The sequence below is a fragment of the Variovorax sp. WS11 genome (assembly GCF_010499245.1).
Classification (GTDB): domain Bacteria; phylum Pseudomonadota; class Gammaproteobacteria; order Burkholderiales; family Burkholderiaceae_C; genus Variovorax.
The window spans coordinates 699,412-718,208 of the sequence record NZ_JAAGOW010000002.1; the positions used below are offsets into that span (position 1 = coordinate 699,412).

The 18,797-nt window shown below is 68.0% G+C and carries 23 protein-coding genes; 11 read left to right on the forward strand and 12 right to left on the reverse strand.

Features of this window, described 5'->3' with window-relative positions; all coding sequences use genetic code 11:
• Positions 1 to 2 precede the first annotated feature (2 nt).
• The 11 genes from GXN78_RS23830 to GXN78_RS41990 all read right to left on the reverse strand — a co-directional run bounded on the left by GXN78_RS23830 (position 3) and on the right by GXN78_RS41990 (position 8,395).
• Entirely contained in the window at positions 3 to 803 is an 801-nt protein-coding gene (locus tag GXN78_RS23830) for an alpha/beta fold hydrolase (RefSeq protein ID WP_239142881.1), read from the reverse strand.
• 115 nt (positions 804 to 918) lie between these two features.
• Complete coding sequence (locus GXN78_RS23835; protein ID WP_106559845.1) at positions 919 to 1,266, reverse strand: hypothetical protein; 348 nt, start codon at positions 1,264 to 1,266, stop codon at positions 919 to 921.
• 97 nt (positions 1,267 to 1,363) lie between these two features.
• Positions 1,364 to 1,678, reverse strand: a complete 315-nt coding sequence (locus GXN78_RS23840) for a cytochrome C oxidase subunit IV family protein (RefSeq protein ID WP_106559844.1) — start codon at positions 1,676 to 1,678, stop codon at positions 1,364 to 1,366.
• A gap of 12 nt (positions 1,679 to 1,690) precedes the next feature.
• On the reverse strand, positions 1,691 to 2,398 hold the full coding sequence (locus GXN78_RS23845) for a heme-copper oxidase subunit III family protein (protein WP_106559843.1): 708 nt from the start codon (positions 2,396 to 2,398) through the stop codon (positions 1,691 to 1,693).
• Between the two features lie 16 nt (positions 2,399 to 2,414).
• Entirely contained in the window at positions 2,415 to 3,047 is a 633-nt protein-coding gene (locus GXN78_RS23850) for a bb3-type cytochrome oxidase subunit III (RefSeq protein WP_106559842.1), read from the reverse strand.
• Complete coding sequence (locus GXN78_RS23855) at positions 3,044 to 4,816, reverse strand: cbb3-type cytochrome c oxidase subunit I (RefSeq protein WP_106559841.1); 1,773 nt, start codon at positions 4,814 to 4,816, stop codon at positions 3,044 to 3,046. The genes GXN78_RS23850 and GXN78_RS23855 overlap by 4 nt, the downstream gene beginning before the upstream one ends.
• Positions 4,817 to 4,914: 98 nt before the next feature.
• Positions 4,915 to 6,051: a cytochrome c oxidase subunit II gene (locus tag GXN78_RS23860; protein ID WP_106559840.1), complete on the reverse strand. Its 1,137-nt coding sequence runs from the start codon at positions 6,049 to 6,051 to the stop codon at positions 4,915 to 4,917.
• A gap of 38 nt (positions 6,052 to 6,089) precedes the next feature.
• Complete coding sequence (locus tag GXN78_RS23865) at positions 6,090 to 6,605, reverse strand: DUF1269 domain-containing protein (RefSeq protein ID WP_106559839.1); 516 nt, start codon at positions 6,603 to 6,605, stop codon at positions 6,090 to 6,092.
• 95 nt (positions 6,606 to 6,700) lie between these two features.
• Positions 6,701 to 7,585, reverse strand: a complete 885-nt coding sequence (locus tag GXN78_RS23870) for a methylglyoxal synthase (RefSeq protein ID WP_106559864.1) — start codon at positions 7,583 to 7,585, stop codon at positions 6,701 to 6,703.
• A gap of 87 nt (positions 7,586 to 7,672) precedes the next feature.
• Positions 7,673 to 8,158 (reverse strand): histidine phosphatase family protein, encoded by a 486-nt coding sequence (locus tag GXN78_RS23875; RefSeq protein WP_106559838.1) that lies wholly within the window; start codon positions 8,156 to 8,158, stop codon positions 7,673 to 7,675.
• Positions 8,159 to 8,260: 102 nt separating this feature from the next.
• Entirely contained in the window at positions 8,261 to 8,395 is a 135-nt protein-coding gene (locus GXN78_RS41990) for a hypothetical protein (RefSeq protein WP_275407598.1), read from the reverse strand.
• On the opposite strand from GXN78_RS41990, the gene GXN78_RS23880 reads away from it, so the two are divergent.
• Together GXN78_RS23880 and GXN78_RS23885 are read left to right on the forward strand one after the other, a co-directional pair.
• Positions 8,394 to 8,744 (forward strand): hypothetical protein, encoded by a 351-nt coding sequence (locus GXN78_RS23880; RefSeq protein WP_106559837.1) that lies wholly within the window; start codon positions 8,394 to 8,396, stop codon positions 8,742 to 8,744. The two genes, GXN78_RS41990 and GXN78_RS23880, sit on opposite strands and share 2 nt — an antisense overlap.
• Positions 8,745 to 8,885: 141 nt before the next feature.
• Entirely contained in the window at positions 8,886 to 9,626 is a 741-nt protein-coding gene (locus tag GXN78_RS23885; RefSeq protein ID WP_106559836.1) for a response regulator, read from the forward strand.
• 24 nt (positions 9,627 to 9,650) lie between these two features.
• On the opposite strand, the gene GXN78_RS23890 is transcribed toward GXN78_RS23885, so the two are convergent.
• Positions 9,651 to 10,388, reverse strand: a complete 738-nt coding sequence (locus tag GXN78_RS23890) for an SDR family NAD(P)-dependent oxidoreductase (protein ID WP_106559835.1) — start codon at positions 10,386 to 10,388, stop codon at positions 9,651 to 9,653.
• 139 nt (positions 10,389 to 10,527) lie between these two features.
• Between GXN78_RS23890 and GXN78_RS23895 the strand changes: the two genes are divergently transcribed.
• The 9 genes from GXN78_RS23895 to GXN78_RS23930 all read left to right on the forward strand — a co-directional run bounded on the left by GXN78_RS23895 (position 10,528) and on the right by GXN78_RS23930 (position 18,750).
• Positions 10,528 to 11,469: a LysR family transcriptional regulator gene (locus GXN78_RS23895; RefSeq protein WP_106559834.1), complete on the forward strand. Its 942-nt coding sequence runs from the start codon at positions 10,528 to 10,530 to the stop codon at positions 11,467 to 11,469.
• 146 nt (positions 11,470 to 11,615) lie between these two features.
• The gene (locus GXN78_RS23900) at positions 11,616 to 12,329 is read left to right on the forward strand and encodes an SDR family oxidoreductase (RefSeq protein WP_106559833.1); all 714 of its coding nucleotides are present in this window, start codon (positions 11,616 to 11,618) and stop codon (positions 12,327 to 12,329) included.
• Positions 12,330 to 12,353: 24 nt separating this feature from the next.
• Positions 12,354 to 12,590, forward strand: coding sequence for a 4-oxalocrotonate tautomerase family protein (locus tag GXN78_RS23905; RefSeq protein WP_106559832.1), 237 nt, complete (start codon positions 12,354 to 12,356; stop codon positions 12,588 to 12,590).
• 113 nt (positions 12,591 to 12,703) lie between these two features.
• Entirely contained in the window at positions 12,704 to 13,642 is a 939-nt protein-coding gene (locus GXN78_RS23910; RefSeq protein ID WP_106559831.1) for a LysR family transcriptional regulator, read from the forward strand.
• A gap of 235 nt (positions 13,643 to 13,877) precedes the next feature.
• Positions 13,878 to 14,438, forward strand: a complete 561-nt coding sequence (locus GXN78_RS23915) for a thioredoxin family protein (protein ID WP_106559830.1) — start codon at positions 13,878 to 13,880, stop codon at positions 14,436 to 14,438.
• Between the two features lie 7 nt (positions 14,439 to 14,445).
• Positions 14,446 to 14,568, forward strand: a complete 123-nt coding sequence (locus tag GXN78_RS41995) for a hypothetical protein (RefSeq protein WP_258187251.1) — start codon at positions 14,446 to 14,448, stop codon at positions 14,566 to 14,568.
• Positions 14,565 to 15,863, forward strand: coding sequence for an ATP-binding protein (locus GXN78_RS23920; protein WP_106559829.1), 1,299 nt, complete (start codon positions 14,565 to 14,567; stop codon positions 15,861 to 15,863). Before GXN78_RS41995 ends, GXN78_RS23920 begins: the two co-directional genes overlap by 4 nt.
• Entirely contained in the window at positions 15,860 to 17,659 is a 1,800-nt protein-coding gene (locus tag GXN78_RS23925) for a cytochrome c biogenesis protein CcdA (protein WP_106559828.1), read from the forward strand. Before GXN78_RS23920 ends, GXN78_RS23925 begins: the two co-directional genes overlap by 4 nt.
• A gap of 119 nt (positions 17,660 to 17,778) precedes the next feature.
• On the forward strand, positions 17,779 to 18,750 hold the full coding sequence (locus tag GXN78_RS23930; protein WP_106559827.1) for a cupin domain-containing protein: 972 nt from the start codon (positions 17,779 to 17,781) through the stop codon (positions 18,748 to 18,750).
• Positions 18,751 to 18,797 lie beyond the last annotated feature (47 nt).

Here is an 18,797-nt window from a genome sequence, read left to right on the forward strand (position 1 = left end):
TTTCAGGGACCGCTGCCCAGCAGGAACTCCGTCGCCGCCTGCCACCAGCGCGCGTCGACCTGCCCGGGCCAATCGTTGTGGCCGGCCTCCTCGATCGTCAGCAAGCGCTTGGGCGCCGGCAGCGCCTCGTGGAGCGCAACGCCCAGGCGCGAGGGCACGACGCGGTCGCGGCCCGCCACGACCACCAGCACCGGTCGGCCGAAGGATGCAAGGTGGGCGGCGCTGTCGTAACGGTCGCGCAGCAGCCAGCTCACGGGCAGCCAGGGGTAGTGGTAACTGGCGACATGCACGAGCCGGTCCCAAGGCGTGATCAGCATCAGGCCGGCGACCTGCTCGCGCGCCTGCGCGGCCGCTGCGGCCGCGACGCCCGCGCCCAGCGATTCGCCGATGACGAGCAGCGGCGCCCCGTGCGCACGATGCGCCAGCGCGAGGGTCTGCCGCGCGTCCTCGACCAGGCTGCGCTCGCCCACATCGCCGCCGCGCGGACCGTAGCCTGGGTACTCGGCCAGCAGCACGCGAAAGCCCAGGCGCGTGAGCGCCGTGGCGTAGTAGGCGCGGTGGCCGGCATGCCCGGCGTTGCCGTGGAAGACGATGACCGTGCCGCGTGCGGTGCCCATCGGCTCAGCGGCCAGACCACGAAAGTCCTGCGCCGATGGCCACGGCTGCAGCCCACCGGTGGCCACCTCGGCCACGGTGGCCGGCGCGGGAAAGTAGAGCAGGCGGTCCTGGAACATGGCGATGCCGGCCAGTCCGATCGCACAGGCCAGGGCGAGCTTGAGCATCGATGAGAGGACCGGGTTCATGGTGTGCTGCGGGGCATTGTCGCCTCGGAGCTCGAGGCCCTGTGGATGCGCCCGGTGCCCTCACCCTAACCCTCTCCCAGGGGGAGAGGGGATAAGACGGGAGCCCAATGCCGCGCTAGGGAATGTCCGGCCCGTAGTCGTGCGTCTGCGCGTCCGACACCGCCTCCGCGCCCGTCCACCTGTTGGCACGCCACCAGGCGAGCAGCCGCTCGAACTCGCCGCCGTAGACGCGGTGCTTGAGTTCCTCGCCGACCATCGAGCAATGCGCGGCACTCGCGAGGTCGAGCGGGGTGTTGGTCGCGACGCGGTCGCATTCGAGGTAGGTGCGCTGCAGCGCCTCGACGCTGGCCGAGGCCAGGTGCCGCCGGTCCGGGGCCTGACCCTGCGCGGGCGCCGGCACGGGCGAAGCGGCCAGCAGGACGAGCGCCGCCGCGACGGCGCCAAGCAATTGTTGCGATGCCATGTTCTTTCTCCCTTCGGATGCGCGCGACTGTTGCGTGCGATTCGAGTCTAGGAGTTCGAAGGCCCTTGTGAATCCCCCGTACAGGGGAGCGCACGCCTCAATTGAAGAAGAGCAATCGCGTGAGCAGGGTATGCCCCGCCTCCGCCGCCATCAGCCAGATCAGCACCAGCAGCGCCAGCGGCGGCAGCAGGATGGCGTACACCAGCGCCAGCCGCTCCCAGGCCATGTGCATGAAGACCGCGACGATCAGGCCCGCCTTCATGATCATGAAGGTCAGGATCAGCCCCCAGCGCAGATAGCCCTGGAGGTGCAGGTAGTCCACCAGGTACGAGAGCGTGCTGAGCACGAACAGCAGCCCCCAGATCTTCAGGTAGAGGCTGATCGGATGCTGCTGGCCGGTGCCGGGATTCATGGTCTTGTCTCCTCACCAGAGATAGAACAGCGCGAAGATGAACACCCACACCAGGTCCACGAAGTGCCAGTAGAGCCCGGCGATCTCGACGATCTGGTAGTTGCCCGTTCGCTCGTAGTCGCCGCGTATCAGCTTGAAGGCGACGGTCAGCAGGTACACCACCCCGCAGGACACGTGCAGCCCGTGAAAGCCGGTGATCATGAAGAAGGCCGAGCCGAACTGCGCCGCCCCCATCGGGTTGCCCCAGGGCCGCACGCCCTCCTCGATGATCAGCTTGGACCACTCGAAGGCCTGCATGCCGACGAAGATCTCGCCGCACACGGCAGTCACCAGGATCAGCGCGGCAGCGTTAGCGCGGTCGCCGCGATAGGCGAAGTTCACCGCCATCGCCATCGTCCCGCTGCTGCTGATGAGAACGAAGGTCATGATCGCGATCAGCAGCAGCGGCACGTCGGCGCCGGCCACATGGAGCGCGAACACCTCGCTGGGATTGGGCCAGGGCACGGTGGTGGAGACCCGCACCGTCATGTAGCCGACGAGGAAGCAGCTGAAGATGAAGGTGTCGCTCAGCAGGAAGATCCACATCATCGCCTTGCCCCACGAGACGTGGAAGGCTTCGCGGTCGGAGGACCAGTCGGCGATCAGCCCGCGCCAGCCGGCGACGGCGGTGGCCGGCGCCAGGATGGGTGGCGCGATCGGGGGGACGGCGGCGGTGTTCATCGCAGGAGCTCCTCGGTCAGGCGGTGCCGCAGATGAAGCGCGCCACTTCCGGCGTCAGCCAGCCCAGCATGGCGAAGAGCAGCACCCACACCGCCAGCAGGAAGTGCCAGTAGCGCGCGCACAGCCCGATACGCCAGCCCAGCCCGACCAGGTCCGCGGCAGGGTGCCAGGCGGCGCGCGCGGTCCAGGCCCAGGCCGCGAGGCCGCCGGCCACATGCAGCCCGTGTACCGCCGTCAGCAGGTAGAAGAAGCTGCCGCCCGGATTGCCCGCGGGCATGACCTGCGCCGACAGCAGCGCCGACCAGGCCCACAGCTGCACCAGCAGGAAGGCCAGCGCGCACAGGCCGCCGGCCAGCAGCAGCTTGCGCGTGCGGCGCATCGCCACGCCGCGTGCCGCCCTTGCGGAGGCCTGCAGCGCCGCGCTGCCGCCCGCGAGCAGCGCCGTGCTGAGCCCCAGCTGCCACGGCAGCGCGATCGCCACCGCGTCCTCGCCGCTCATGCGCATCACGTAGGCGGTGACGAACAGCGCGAACAGCACCGTGGCCACGCCCATGAACACCCACAGGCCGATGCTCGCCGACAGCGCGGCGGCGTGCGGGTCCGGACGCCGGCCGCCGTAGCCGGGGCGAAGCGCGGCACTGGTGTTCATGTCGTGGTCCCCCTGGGCCCGCCCTTGCCGGCCTCTTCCTCGGTCTCCAGCCCGCCGGCCTCGGGCGGCGCGTTCTGCGGGATGTAGTCCTCGCGCGCGCCGGGCACGCCGTAGGCATAGGCCCCGCGGTAGACCACCGGCAGCGCCGGCCCCCAGTTGCCGTGCACCGGCGGCGTCTGCGGCGTCTGCCATTCGAGCGAGGCGGCTTGCCATGGATTGCCGCCTGCCGCCCGCCCGTGCCACAGGCTCCAGACCAGGTTGAAGATGAACAGCACCTGCGCCACGCCGACCATCAGCGCCATCACCGTGATGAAGGTGTTGAGGCTGTAGGCCGAGTGCGGGATGAACTGGTAGTGGTCGAAGTTGTAGTAGCGCCTCGGCATGCCCAGCACGCCGAGGTAGTGCATCGGGAAGTAGATGAGGTAGGTGCCGAGGAAGGTGACCCAGAAATGCAGCTGGCCCAGCCGGTCGTCCAGCATGCGGCCCGTGACCTTCGGGTACCAGTGGTAGATGCCGCCGAAGACCACCAGCAGCGGCGCCACGCCCATCACCATGTGGAAGTGCGCCACCACGAAGTAGGTGCCCGACAGCGGGATGTCCACGCTCACGTTGCCGAGGAAGAGCCCCGTCAGCCCGCCGATCGCGAAGGTGCAGATGAAGGCCAGCGAGAACAGCATCGGCACCGACAGGTGGATGTCGCCGCGCCACAGCGTGAGCAGCCAGTTGTAGACCTTGATGGCGGTGGGCACCGCGATGATCAGCGTGGTGGTCGCGAAGAAGAAGGCGAAGTACGGGTTCATGCCCGCCACGAACATGTGGTGCGCCCACACCACCAGGCTCAGGCCGCCGATCGCCACGATGGCCCAGACCATCATGCGATAGCCGAAGATGCGCTTGCGCGCATGCACGCTGATGAGGTCGGACACCAGCCCGAAGGCCGGCAGCGCCACGATGTAGACCTCGGGATGGCCGAAGAACCAGAACAGGTGCTGGAACAACAGCGGGCTGCCGCCCTTGTACTGCGTCGCCTGCCCCAGCGACAGCAGCGCCGGCATGAAGAAGCTGGTGCCCACGGCGCGGTCCAGCAGCAGCATCACGCCGCTGACGAAGAGCGCCGGGAAGCCCAGCAGCGCCAGGATGGTGGCGACGAAGATGCCCCACACCGACAGCGGCATGCGCAGGAGCGTCATGCCCTCGCAGCGCGCCTGCAGCACCGTGGTCACGTAGTTGAGGCCGCCCATGGTGGTGGCAACGATGAAGATCAGCAGCGACACCAGCATCAGCACGATGCCGGCGTCGCTACCCGGCGTTCCGGGGAGGATGGACTGCGGCGGGTAGAGCGTCCAGCCCGCGCCGGTGGGCCCGCCGGTGACGAAGAAGCTCGCCATCAATACCAGCACCGACAGCAGGTAGACCCAGAAGCTCAGCATGTTGAGGTAGGGGAACACCATGTCGCGCGCGCCCACCATCAGCGGGATCAGGTAGTTGCCGAAGCCGCCGAGGAAGAGCGCGGTGAGCAGGTAGATCACCATGATCATCCCGTGCATGGTGACGAACTGGTAGTAGCGCTCGGGGGTGATGAACTCGAAGGCGCCGGGGTAGCCCAGTTGCAGCCGCATGAGGTTGGACAGCACCACGCCGATCACGCCCACGGTGATGGCCGTGCAGGCGTACTGCACGGCGATCACCTTGTGGTCCTGGCTCCAGACATAGCGGGTCCAAAAGCTCTTCGCTTCGTGGTGCGGTGCGGGGACGACGATGCTGGACATGGGGTTCCTTCACTCCTCGTGGATCGCGGCGCTCGCTCATAAACGAACCTCCGCGCTACGCGCTGCGGTGCTATTCGCCTTGGGAGCGGCCCGGCGGCTCATCGCTGCGCTTTCTGCTCGACTGGGGCCGGGGGCGGCGTGGGCCCGAGACTCTTGATATAGGCCACCAGTGCCGCGACCTCCTCATCGCTCAAGGGGATCTTCGGCATCACCGGCGCGAAGCCCTTGACGCCGCGCGCCTGCGGGTCGCGGATGAAAGCGCCCAGGTAAGCGTCGTCCACCAGCGCAGTGGAGCCGTCGCGCATGTTCTCGGTCTTGCCGAAGAGGCTTTTCCAGGTCGGGCCCACGCGCGTGCTGCCGTCGATGGAGTGGCAGGCCACGCAGCCCTTGCCGTTGGCCAGCGCGCGGCCCTGGGCGACCTGCCCGCCCTCGCCGGTCGGCGGCCGCTGCGTCACCGCGAAGCTTTCCTTGTCCTTCAGCCACGCCTGATAGTTGGCCGCATCCTCCACCACCACCACGGCGCGCATGTTCGGGTGCCCCACGCCGCACAGCTGCGAGCACATCGCCTCGAAGCGCCCGATCTGGGTGGGCGTGAACCAGAAGGTGCTGATCTGCCCCGGCACCATGTTCATGCGGGCGCGGAAGGGCGGCACGAAGAAGTCGTGCAGAACGTCGTGCGAGCGCAGGATCACGTGCACCGGCTTGTTCAGCGGCAGGTGGACCTCCTGCTCGGCGATGAGGATGTCGTCCTGGCCCGCCGGGTCGGCCGGGTCGAGGCCGAAGGGATTGGTCGGGCTGACATGGCGCGTCTCGCTCAGGCCCAGCTTGCCGTCGGCACCGGGCAGGCGAAAGCGCCACTGCCACTGCTGGCCCAGCACCTCCAGCACCGTCGCGTCCTGCGGCGGCTTCACGTAGCTTGCATAGACCACCAGGCCGGGCGCGAGCAGCGCCATGATGCCGACGGTGGTGATCCCGATCAGCCAGCGCTCCAGCGGCTTGCTCTCCGGCTCATGCGCCGCGCGCGGGCTGCCGGGGCGGTGGCGGTAGCGCAGCAGCGCATAGACCATGAACAGGTTGATGCCGACGAAGAAGATGCCCGTGATCACCAGGGTGATGGTCAGGGTGTCGTCCATGGCCTTCCAGTTGGACGCCAGCGGCGTGATCCACCAGGGATTGAGCAGGTGGAACAGCACCGACCCCACGACGATGAGCGCCAGCACGACAGCCATGATCATGTGCGGGCCCTTTCGTCCATGCGCCGCTCGGGCGCGTTTCAGGGAAAGACCGGAACCTGCCGCTCCTCGCCAGCGAAGCGGGCTTCGGGATGGGCGCTCTCGAGCAGCGCCTCGATGTCCGCCACGCGCGCGCGCGGCAGGTCGACCATCAGCAGCACTTGGCCCGAGGCGATCGCGCTCTGGAAGCGCGCCAGCCGCGGGCTGGGAATGGAAATGCCGATCATGCTGGAGGACCAGGCGCCGAACAGGCCGCCCAGCACCGCCAGCGCCACCGCCATCTCCCATTGCGGCGCATCGCCCACGATGGGGAACAGCAGCGCAGCCCCGAGGCCGACGACCACGCCCACGACGCTGCCGATCAGCAGGCCGCTTTCGGCGGCGTGCACGAGGTCGGAGGTCTGCCAGACGTTGGCCGCATGGAGCCCGCGCATGTCTGCGCCCTCGGGTCCTGCGAAATGGATGTGCGCGGCATCGACCCGCGCCTGCACCAGGTCATGCATCACCCGCCGGGCGCTCGCCAGGTCGGGCATCAGCCAGTAAATGCGTCTTTTCATGGCGCCCTCCTTTGCCGTCTTGAGGACGTAACAAGGAAACCACGCAACCCTTATATGTCAGGGCGAAAGGGTTATCAAGAGTACTCGTCCACCAATCAACCGAAGGCGGCCGCCCAGCGCTCGGCCATGGCGGGCGAGTTGAAGCAGGTGGTGTGGCGCGTCACGCTGCACACGGCACGCTCGAGCAGTTGGATGTCCGCCTCGTGCTGGCGCGCGACGTGCGGGTCTTCGAAGAAGATGGCCTTCTGGCAGCGCCGCTCGAGCACCAGCTCGGCGATCTGCGCGTCGCCACCCAGGGGACCGCTCTGGTAGCGCCGCACCCAGGGCCGATCCACCGGCCAGCCGCGCGCCCACGCCATGTCGTTGAGCCGGCCGCCGGTGGTGCCGGTGCCCACCCGCGCCTCGAAGCGGGACAGCAATTCGAAATGCTGCGATGCGAAGTCCACCATGCGGTCCTTCAACGCGTCATGCGCAATCAGTGCCACCGTCTGCGTTTCGATGACGCGCCAGCGGTCGGCCGCATCGGAAGCCGCAAGGCCGGCGCGCGCCGACTCCACCGCGATCCATTCCACGGCGCCGGCGACGGTGGAGACGAAGGGCTTGCCGTGCACCACGCACTGGCGCTTGAGCGCCAGCGACTCTGGGTACAGCGAGGAAGGGTCGACCGGGTCGATGAGGTAGATCACGCCGTCGAGCGCGTCCCTTGACTCCAGCCCGCCGGCAATGCGCGAGACCAGGCGCATCACGCCGCCCTCCCGGCCGCGGGGATAGGGCGCCAGGTTCGGATAGCCGGCCAGCAGACCCTGCTTCCGGATGGCCTCCCAGGTCCCGCCCACCGCATGGAGCTCGAGCCCGAGCGCGCGGATGTCGGCGTCGCAGGCACGCAGCCAATCCGCCAGTCCGCCTTGCGCGTCCTGGCGGTGCAGGCGGCTGGCGACGAGTCCGAAACGCAAGGGGGTCGGGGCGGTGGCGCTGGGCATGCGCGGCATGGTACGCGCCACGCGATGACTTCCAGCACTCCTGCGAGGGACGGCGCAGGCCTGTTCCTTCTTTTCCTTCTACTTCTTCTATTTCTTCGGCGTATCCAACTTCACCTTCACCGGGTCGAGCACCCCGATATCCGTCCAGGCGTTGGTGTCGAAGTGGAGCTCGGCGACCGCGCAGGTCGGCATTTCGGTGATCTCGGGCGCAAGCCGATGCGCAAGCTCGGTGAACTCCGGGTTATGGCCGAAGACCATCACGCAGTCCAGCTGGCCGTCGAGCCCGCGAATGATGGCGAGCAGGCGCTCCGGACTGCTCTCGTAGATGCTGTCGTCGATCGCGATGTCCTGGCGCGGGTAGCCGATGGCGTCCGCCACGAGTTGTGCCGTCGTCAGCGCACGCAGCGCGGGGCTCGATACGAGCCGATCGGGCTTCACCCCGCTCCTGCTGAGGCGCTGGCCCATCATGGGCGCGTCATGAAGGCCGCGGTCGTTCAGCGGCCGATTCCGGTCGGGCAAGGATGGATCGTCGCGGCTCGACTTCGCATGCCGGACCAGGAACAAGATTTTCATATGGGCCTTCCTTCCGTTATGCGTTATGCGGTTATGCGCTACCGGGAGCGCATAGAGTGAGACGCGGACCGGTCATTGCGCGTAGGAAGTTAACGCGAGCGCCTACCAGAGGCAATGGCCGATCGAGCCGGAGAGCACGGCATTGCCCTTCAGTTCGAGCCGGCGTATCGTGTCTGCCAGGAAGGAGCCGCCAATGCCTTCAAGAAAAATCCTCGCGTCCCACGAAGCGCGCAGCATGCACCCGATGCCTCCGAGCGCATTGGGCTACCCCGAAGCATTGGCACCGCCATCGGAAGCCGAGCTGTGCGAACGCGCAGTCCAGGCCATCTGGCACAGCCTGGATGAGCACGACCTCGTGGACGCACACGTCAGGCGCGATCTGGCAGCGGTCCTCGAGCCGCTGATCGCCATTGGCCTGGGGGAGCGTGCGCAGCGGCTGATCAAGACCCTGCGCATGCCGGACCCCATCGATGCCTCCAACCTGTATTGGCTCACGCGGCGGCTTCTCACCTTCGTGCCCGAATTGCAGGCAGCGGCGAGCGCATTCAGCCGGCAGGACGGCCGTCCGCCCCCGCCCCTTGCCTGACGGCGGCGCGGTTGTCATGCAGGGCGCGGTCTTGTACGCGCCTGTACGCCAGCCTCGCCAGATACACGGGCGTACAAGGCCGCGGTACAGAGCGCATACATTTGCGACTGCACCTCGCCCCGCCTGCCAAGCCGCGCTGCCATGACCCCGAAGAGCACCGATCACATCCTCATCGTCGACGACGACCGCGAGATCCGCGAACTGCTGACCACCTACCTGGTCAAGAACGGCCTGCGCGTCGCCGCGGTGCCCACGGGCCGCCACATGCGGGCGGCACTGGAGGAATCGGGGCCCTTCGACCTGATCATTCTCGACCTGATGCTGCCGGGAGAAGACGGCCTGTCCCTGTGCCGCGACCTGCGTTCCGGCAAGTACAAGGCGATCCCCATCCTGATGCTGACGGCCCGCAACGAGGAAGCCGACCGGATCCTCGGCTTGGAGATGGGGGCCGACGACTACCTGGCCAAGCCCTTCGCCGCACGCGAACTGCTCGCCCGCCTGCGCTCCGTGTTGCGGCGCACCCGGATGCTGCCCCCGAACATGCGATCGACCGAGGGCGCCACCAGGCTGGCCTTCGGCGAATGGCGGCTCGACACCACCGCGCGCCACCTCATCGACGCGGGCGGCGTGATGGTGGCCCTCAGCGGTGCGGAGTACCGGCTCCTGCGGGTGTTTCTCGATCATCCGCAAAGGGTGCTGAGCCGTGACCAGCTGCTGAGCCTCACCCAGGGGCGGGAAGCGGAACTCTTCGAGCGTTCGATCGACCTGCTCGTCAGCAGGCTGCGCGATCGCCTGCGCGACGATGCGCGCGAGCCGCGCTATATCAAGACGGTGCGCAGCGAGGGCTACGTTTTTTCAACGACGGTCGAGGGGGAGGACTGAGGCGTCGCGCGGAGCAAGACAGGCTCACCACTTGCCGGCGCCCATCCCGCCATCCACCGCCAGCACGATGCCGGTCGTGAATCCGGCGCCGCTCAGGTAGAGCACCGCGTCGACGATCTCCTGCGTCGTGCCGATGCGGCCGGCCGGCTGCAGCGTGTTGAGGAAGCCGTGCATGTCCTTCGTGTAGAGCGGCGTGTCGACGATGCCGGGCGCCACGGCGGTCACCTGGATGTTGTGCGGCGCCAACTCCAGCGCGAGTGCCCTGGTGGCGTGGTCGATGCCGCCCTTGACCAGCACGGGCAGCAGCGCCGGCACGCTCTGATTGGGCGCCGACGCAATGCTCGCGGTGATGCTGATGATGCGGCCCGCCTTGCGCTCGATCATGTGGCGGGCAGCGGCCTGCGACGGATAGACGAAGCCCTTCAGGTTGGTGTTGACCAGCGCCTCCAGTTCGTCGGGCGTGTACTCGACGAAGGGCTTGGCGTTGAAGATGCCGGCGTTGTTGATGAGCACGTCGACCTGGCCGAAGCGTTCGACGGCGCGCTGGACCAGCGCCGTGCCGACGGCCGGGTCGGCGACGTCGCCGGCGACGCCCAGGAAGTTGTCGGGCGAACCGAGCGACACGGCCGCCTCCTGCAGGCGCTCGGCGGTCCGGGCGTTGCCGACGACGTTGTCGCCGCGCTGGAGGAAGGCGCCGGCCAGCGCCAGGCCGATGCCGCTCGAAGCGCCGGTGATGACGATGGTCTTGGCTTGGGTCTTCATGGTGAATTCCTTTCGGGTGGTTGGGGCTGGGATCGAGGGGACTTGTGTTGCTGTTCCCTTGAGGCGTACTCTATTTGCTACCTTCGAGTTGATAAATACAGGCGGCGCCAATTTAGTTCTTACATCATGTAATCCCATCATGAATCGCCAATTCGATGACCTGATGCTGGGAAGCCTGGAGCTCTTCTGCCTGGCGGCCGAGCACGGCGGGTTCACCGCCGCTGCCAACTTCGCGGGCCTGACGCCCGCCGCCGTGAGCCGGACGGTGGCCCGCCTCGAGGAGCGCCTCGGCGTGCGCCTCTTCGTGCGCACGACCCGGCAGATCCGCCTGAGCGAGGCGGGGCAGGCCTACTACGCGCAATGCCGCCAGGCACTGCACCAGTTGGTCGAGGCCGAGCGCGAGGTCAGCGGCCAGCAGGTGACGCCGAGCGGCCTGCTGCGCATCAGCACCCCCACCACCTACGGGCACTATCGCTTGCTCCCGCTGCTGCCCGAGTTCAGGGCGCGCTATCCCGACATCCGGGTCGAGGTCCACGTCAGCAACCGCAACATCGATTTCGCCGCGGAGGGCTACGACCTCGCGGTGCGCGTTCGCGCGCCCGCCGATTCGACGCTGATCGCGCGTCATCTCGAGGATGCCGAGCTGGTGCTGGTCGCGACTCCCGATTACCTGCGCCGGCGCGGAGAACCCAAGACCCTGGAAGACTTGCCCACCCACGACTGCATCCAGTTCGAGCTGCCCAGCAGCGGCCGCACCATCCCGTGGCTGTTTCGCCGGGACGGGCAGGACATCGAGCTGCCCACCTCGGGTGGCTACGCCTGTTCCGACGACGTTCTTGCCGGCGTGACACTGGCCCTCCACGGCGCAGGGATCTTCCAGGCCTATCGATTCGTCGTCGAAGAAGACCTGCGCCAGGGGCGGCTGCTCGAAGTGCTCAAGCCCTTCGGCGGCCGCGCCCGCCCCTTCAACCTGCTCTATCCGCAGCTGCGCTTCGTGCCGCTGCGCGTGCGCACCTTCGTGGACTTCCTGATGAGCCACCGCGAAGATGGAAGGGCGGCGCCGCCAAGACCGGTCCCCTGAGGCATCCGGCCGCCGCGCGGAAGACTCTCTGCCGGCCGGCGGCCATTCCCCATTGCGGGTCGCGCACCTAGATTCGGACCACGGTCAGATCCTTGATCGAAGAGCGTTCGCCACTCACTCACCGGCGAAGAAGGTCACATCGAATCATGAGCCATCAGCAGCACAAAGTCGCCATCGTCACGGGCGCATCCCAAGGCATCGGCGCCGGTCTGGTCAAGGCGCTGCGCGAGCGCAACTACAGCGTCGTCGCGACCTCGCGGTCCATCCAGCCCTCCGACGACCCCGGCGTCCTGGCGATCGCGGGCGACATCGGTTCCGCCGAGACCGCGAAGCGCGTCGTCTCGGAAGGCCTGGCGCGCTTCGGCCGGATCGACTCGCTCGTCAACAACGCCGGCATCTTCATCGCCAGGCCCTTCACGCAGTACACCGAGGGCGATTTCGCTTCGAAGATCGCGACCAATGTCGCCGGCTTCTTCCACATCACCCAGGCCGCCGTCGAAGCGATGGAGCGCAACGGGTCCGGGCACGTCGTGAGCATCACGACCAGCCTGATCGACCATGCCAACGCCCAGGTGCCCTCGGTGCTCGCGTCGTTGACGAAGGGCGGCCTGAACGCGGCGACCCGGTCGCTGGCCATCGAGTACGCGGCCCGCGGCATCCGCTTCAATGCCGTCGCGCCCGGCGTCATCAAGACGCCGATGCATGCGCCCGACACGCACGCATGGCTGGGGGCACTGCATCCGGTGGGCCACATGGGCGAGATTGGGGATATCGTCGATGCGGTGCTCTACCTGGAGTCCGCGTCCTTCGTCACGGGCGAGATCCTGCACGTCGACGGCGGCCAGAGCGCCGGCCACTGACCCATCCCACACGAAGGAACCATCATGCCCATCGTCACCATTCAGGTCACCCGCGAAGGCACCAGGCCGGGAGCCGATTCGGTCACCGCCGAAGAGAAGGCCGCACTCATCAAGGGGGCCAGCGAGCTGCTTCGCGACGTGCTGAACAAGCCCTTCGAGAGTACCTTCGTCATCATCGAAGAGGTAGCCACCGACAACTGGGGATGGGGCGGCCTGCCCGCGCTGGAGTTCCGGCGACGGCGGGCGGAGCAGGCCAAGTAGCGGCGCCGCTCGGACGGCGGCGCCCCGGGCCGCAGTGCCCGGCGGCGCCGCGAATTGCCGCCCCGCGGACGAATGCCTATGCTCCCGGCATTCATTCACCCCGGGGAAGAGTCGTGGATCGCATCGACGCGATGAAGGTCTTCGTGGCAGCGCTCAACGAAGGCAGCCTGGCCGGCGCCGGACGCAAGCTCGGCAAGTCGCCGGCCGCCGTGAGCCGCGCCATCGCCTTCCTCGAGGCGCATGTCGGCGCAGAACTGCTGCATCGCACCACGCGGGCGATCAAGCTCAGCGAGGCGGGCGAGCGCTACGCCCTCGCATGCCGGCGCATCCTCACCGACCTCGAGGAAGCCGACATGGCCGCGGCCGGCGAGCGATCGGCAGCGCGCGGCATGCTCACGGTCACGGCCCCCGTCGCCGCGGGCGAGACCCTCCTGCGCCCGGTGCTCGACGCCTTCATGGACAAGTTTCCCGAGGTGTCCGTGCGGCTGGACATGCTCGACCGTCCCACCAACCTGGTCGAGGAAGGCATCGACGTCGCGCTGCGCATCGCCCACCTCCCGGACTCCACGCTGATCGCGCTGCGCGTCGGCGAAGTGCGGCGCGTCGTGGCGGCGTCGCCGCGCTACCTCGCGCGCCACGAGCCCATCACGCAGCCGTCGGACCTCGCCGGGCACCAGATCATCGCGATGACGCACTTCGGCATCGACTCGTGGAGCTTTCCGCCGGCCGACGGGTCGGCGGTCCCGCGAACCGTGCAGTTCAACCCTCGCTTCACCGTCAACAGCATCCGCGCGGCGGTGGCTTCGGCCGTGCACGGGCGCGGCGTCGTGCGCATGTTCTCCTATCACCTCGCCGATGCGGTGGCCGAGGGCACGCTGAAGATCATCCTGGCCGAGCATGAACACGCGCCCCTGCCGGTGCATCTGGTCTCGCCGCAGGGGCGCCTGTCGGTTCCGAAGGTGCGGGCCTTCGTGGACTTCGCACTGCCGGGGCTGCGCGAAGCCTTCGACGAGCGCGCCGCGTCCCTTCGCCCTTGCGGGTTTGTACTGTGACGCACGCCTTGCCTCACTCGAACTACGCATGAGTCCCGCAGCGGGCGGGTCCGCGCGTTCGCCCGGGCGCGCGGGACGGCCAGGAGGCGTCCACCCCAAAGGCTTGTGAAACGTAGTGTGTCGACTTTGTGCATCGATACACAGGCGTACCCCTTTCGCGCCAATCGGGGGCGACAGGGTCGAAGATCCGGGCATTCGTTCACCAACCCTCCTTTCCCCCAGGAGACCGACCATCATGAACATCCGTACCAGCGCTTCCCTCTTCGCCGTCGCCCTCGCCGCCTCGTTCGCCGCCCTCAGCTTCGCCAGCCCGCCGCAGGGCGGCAACATCCCGGTGGCCGGGCAGCAGCCGGCGCCCGAGTTCCGGGACATCGAGAAATGGCTCAACTCCCAGCCGCTGAAGCTGGAAGAGCTGCGCGGCAAGGTGGTCCTCGTCGACTTCTGGACCTACACCTGCATCAACTGCCTGAACCACCTGCCCTACGTGAAGGACTGGCATGCCAAGTACAAGGACAGCGGCCTGGTCGTGGTCGGCGTGCACACGCCCGAATTCGCCTACGAGAAGTCCACGAAGAATGTCCAGGACGCGATCAAGAAACTGGGTATCCAGCACGCGGTCGCCCAGGACAACAACTACGCAACGTGGAAGGCCTTCGGCAACCAGTACTGGCCTGCCGTCTACCTGATCGACAAGCAGGGCCGCATCGTCTACTCGCACTTCGGCGAGGGCCGCTACGGGGCGACCGAAAAGAAAATTCAGGACCTTCTGGCGCAACCGTCGCCCACCGGCTCCTGAGTTCGCCATGAAGAAGCTCTGGCTCGCCCTGCTGTTCTTCGCGGGCGGCTTCGCCCACGAAGTCCGCAACCCGGTGAACTGCCACCTCATCGCATCGCGCCGGGCCGGCAAGCCGGAGGACCGCCCATGAAACCCCGCTCCCTGTTCGCCCGCGTCACGCTCATCATCGTGGTGGGCCTCGCGATTGCGCAGCTGCTGACCTTCGCGGCCATCCGCTACGAGCGCGGCATGGCGCTTCGCCACCTGATGATGACCGGCATCGAACGCGACATCGCGAGCTCGATCGCCATCCTGGACCGCCTGCCCGCTGCCGAGCGCGAAGGCTGGCTGGCCCGGCTGGAGCGGCGCAACTACCGCTTCATGCTGGGCGACGGCATCTCGGGCCCGCCGCCCGAGTCGACCATTTCGCAGGAGTTCGCCGCCGCCATCGTCAATGCGCTGCACCCCTTCGAAGTCGTGAAGGTGGTACAGGCCGCCGCCGACGACCTTCGCATCCAGGTGAGGCTCGCGGACGGCAGCCCGGTGATCGTCTATGCGCGCCGCGTGGGCATGCCGGTGTCGAACTGGGTCCTGTGGGTGCTCGTGCTGCAGCTCGCGGTGCTCGCGGTCTGCGCCTGGTTCGCGGTCCGCCTCGTCACGCGGCCGCTGGCCCGCCTCGCCAAGGCCGCGGATGAACTCGGGCCCGACCTGAAGGGCCGGGAGCTCGAGGAAGAAGGCCCCTCCGAAGTGGCGCACGCGGCACGCGCCTTCAACGCCATGCAGCGGCGGATCGCGGGCTACATGGCCGAGCGCGTGGAGATCCTGGCCGCGATTTCCCACGACCTCCAGACGCCCATCACCCGGATGCGGCTGCGCACCGACATGATGGACAACGAGAAGGACCAGCTGAAGTTCCGGCAAGACCTCGATGCCATGCACGCGCTGGTCAAGGAAGGCGTCACCTATGCGAAGACGCTGCACGGCGCCACGGAGCCGCCCTGCCGCGTCGATGCCGACGCACTGCTCGAAAGCATGGTCGCCGACTACGAGGACGCGGGCCAGCAGGTGCACCTGGAGGGGCGAATCGGCGGCCCCATCGTGACGCGCCCGAATGCGCTGCGCCGGATCATCGTGAACCTGGTCGACAACGCGCTGAAATTCGGCAGCGAGGTGCGCATGCGGGTGCGCGTCGACGCCGGCCGGCTGGTCGTCGCAATCACCGACAACGGGCCGGGCATCCCCCCCGATCAGCTCGAAGCCGTTCTCAAGCCCTTCTACCGGGTCGAAAGCTCCCGCAACCGAAGCACGGGCGGCACGGGCCTCGGCCTGGCCATCGCGCACCAGCTTGCCACGGCGATGGGCGCCGAGCTGAGCCTGCACAACCGCGACGAAGGCGGCCTGGAGGCCCGAATCGCCATGACCCTCCAACAGGATCTCGCATCATGATCATCGTCGCGATCGCCTACCTGGGCGGCGTCCTCACCATCCTGAGCCCCTGCATCCTGCCGGTGCTCCCCTTCGTGTTCGCGCGCGCCGACCGCCCGTTCCGCTCGCATGGCCTGCCGATGCTGCTGGGCATGGCGGTTGCCTTTGCCGGCATCGCCACGCTGGCGGCCGTGGGCGGCGGCTGGGTGGTGGCGCTCAACGAGTGGGGGCGTTACGCGGCGATGGCCCTGCTCGCCTTGTTCGGCCTGACGCTGCTCTTGCCGGCATGGGCCGATCGGCTGAGCAGGCCCTTCGTCACCCTCGGCATGCGGCTGTCGCAATCGGGCGCAGGAGCGGAGCACCCATCCGCGCGCCCTTATTTCCTGTCGCCCCTGCTGCTGGGCATTGGCACCGGCCTGCTGTGGGCGCCCTGCGCGGGACCGATCCTCGGCCTGATCCTGACGACCGCCGCCCTCAACGGCGCCAGTGCCGGCACCTCCTTGCTGCTGCTGGCCTATGCCGCGGGCGCGTGCACCTCGCTGGCGGCCGCGCTGCTGTTCGGCGGCCGCGTGTTCTCGGCCTTGAAGGGGTCGCTGCGGACCGGCGAATGGATCCGGCGGGCCGCCGGTGCGGCCGTGCTGGCCGGTGTCGGCGCCATCGCACTGGGCCTGGACACCGGCCTGCTCAGCCAGCTTTCGTCTGCCGGCACGACGAAACTGGAGACGACGCTGCTGGAGAAGATCGGGCACAAGAGCCCGTCATCGCCGCTCTCGCAATCGGACACGGCCGCCGAAGCGCCCGTCATGCTGGCAACCGCGGCAGGCCGCGAACCGGTCGCGGCGCGGCTGCTGGGAACGCAGGGCATTTTCCCTTCGCTGGCCGGCGCGACCGAATGGATCAACTCCGAGCCGCTCGCGCCCGAGAACCTGCGGGGCAAGGTCGTGCTCGTCGACTTCTGGACCTACTCGTGCATCAACTGCCTGCGCACGCTGCCGTACCTGCGCGCCTGGGCCGACAAGTACAAGGATGCGGGCCTGGTGGTCCTCGGCGTGCATGCGCCCGAGTTCGCCTTCGAGAAGCGCCTGTCCAATGTGCGCAAGGCCACCCGGGATCTGGGCATCGGGTTTCCGGTCGCGGTCGACAACGACTTCGCCATTTGGCGCGGATTCGGCAACCGGGCCTGGCCCGCGTTCTACTTCATCGATGCGCAGGGGCGCATCCGTCATCACCAGTTCGGCGAGAACCAGTACGAGGAGGCGGAACAGGTCATCCAGCAGCTGCTCGCGGAGGCCGGGCAGAGCCGCATTCCGTCCGGGCTCGTCGCGCCGCAAGGCGAAGGCGTGCAGGCCGCGGCGCCCGCCACGGGCGCATTGTCCGAAGAGACCTACCTGGGCTACGAGCGCGCGCACAACTTTGCCTCGCCGGGCGGCGTGGCGCGCGATCGGGCGAACGACTACCGGGGTCCCGCTTCGCTGCGCGCGAACCAGTGGGCGCTGGCCGGCGACTGGACGGTCGAGCGCGAGCGGGCGGTGCTGAACCGCGTCGATGGACGCATCGCCTATCGCTTTCATGCGCGTGACCTGCACCTGGTGCTCGGGCCCTCGGCCGATGGCAAGCCTGTGCGATTCAGGGTGCTGCTGGACGGCAAGGCGCCGCTCGCGGACCATGGCTTCGACGTCGACGCGCAGGGCAACGGGGTCATCGACGGACAGCGGCTTTACCAACTGGTTCGGCAGGCGGCGGGCGGGAAAGATCGCCTGTTCGAGATCGAGTTCATGGACCCTGGGGTGCAGGCTTACGCGTTCACTTTCGGCTGAGCGGGCGCGGCGGGATAGCCACAACACCAATGTATTAATCCCCCTCCCGGCGCCTCCCCGGGACTATGATTTTCCATCTCGGAAAGCGCCGGTTCTCCCGAGCCGGACTGGAGGTTCCGATGTGCAGCATCAGCCAGCCTGCGATGCCCGGCAGCACGGGCACGTACCACCTTTGGGCCGACGATCCGGCCGCCTTCTCCACGCACCGGATCACCCCGCTGCACCACAACTTCCACGAGCATCCCCTGTTCCAGGTTGCCGAACTGATCAAGCTGGGCAAGGAGCTCGCGCCCCTCGAGCAATGCCGCTTCATGCGGCCGGGCCTGACCCCGGCGTCGGTCATCGCGCACGACAGCCGCCATCCCGACGGGCGCAGCATCGACGAGTTCTTCGAGCGGCTGGAAGAGCCGGCTTCCTCCGTCGCGCTCTACAACATCGAGGTCATCCCGCGCTACCAGGCGCTGCTGTGGGCGGTGGTCGGCATCATGCAGGACAGCGTCGAGGCCGAGCAGCCCGACGTGTTCCGGGTGAACGGCTTCGTCTTCATCTCGGCGCCGCCGTCGGTGACGCCCTTCCACATCGACCGCGAGAACAACTTCTGGCTGCAGCTGCACGGCCGCAAGATCATGAACGTCTGGGACCACCGTGACCGGCGCATCGTGCCGGCCGAGGCGGTGGAGGACTTCATCGTCACGCATTCGCTGCGCAAGGTCCGCTACCGCGAGGAGTTCCGCACCCACAGCCAGGAGTTCCATGCGCGTCCGGGCGACGGCGTGTACTTCCCGAGCACCTCGCCCCACATGACGCGTTCCGACCCGGACTGGACGGGCCCCGGCGATCGCGTCTCGATCTCGATCGGCGTGACCTTCTACACCTCGATCACGCGCAAGGTCGCGCGCGTGCACCAGGTCAACCGGGTCATGCGGCGATGCGGCCTGTCGCCCCGCTACCCCGGCGAATCGCCGAGGACCGATGCGTTCAAGGCGTCCCTGGGCGGGCTGGTCGGGTCGGCTCGCGCGAAGCTGATCGCACTCGACCCCTCGGCGCGGCGATTCAAGCTGGCGACCACGCCGCCGCCCGGGTCCTATTGAAGGAGGCAGGCACTACACTCCCAACCCCTTTTTCCACAGCGACGACG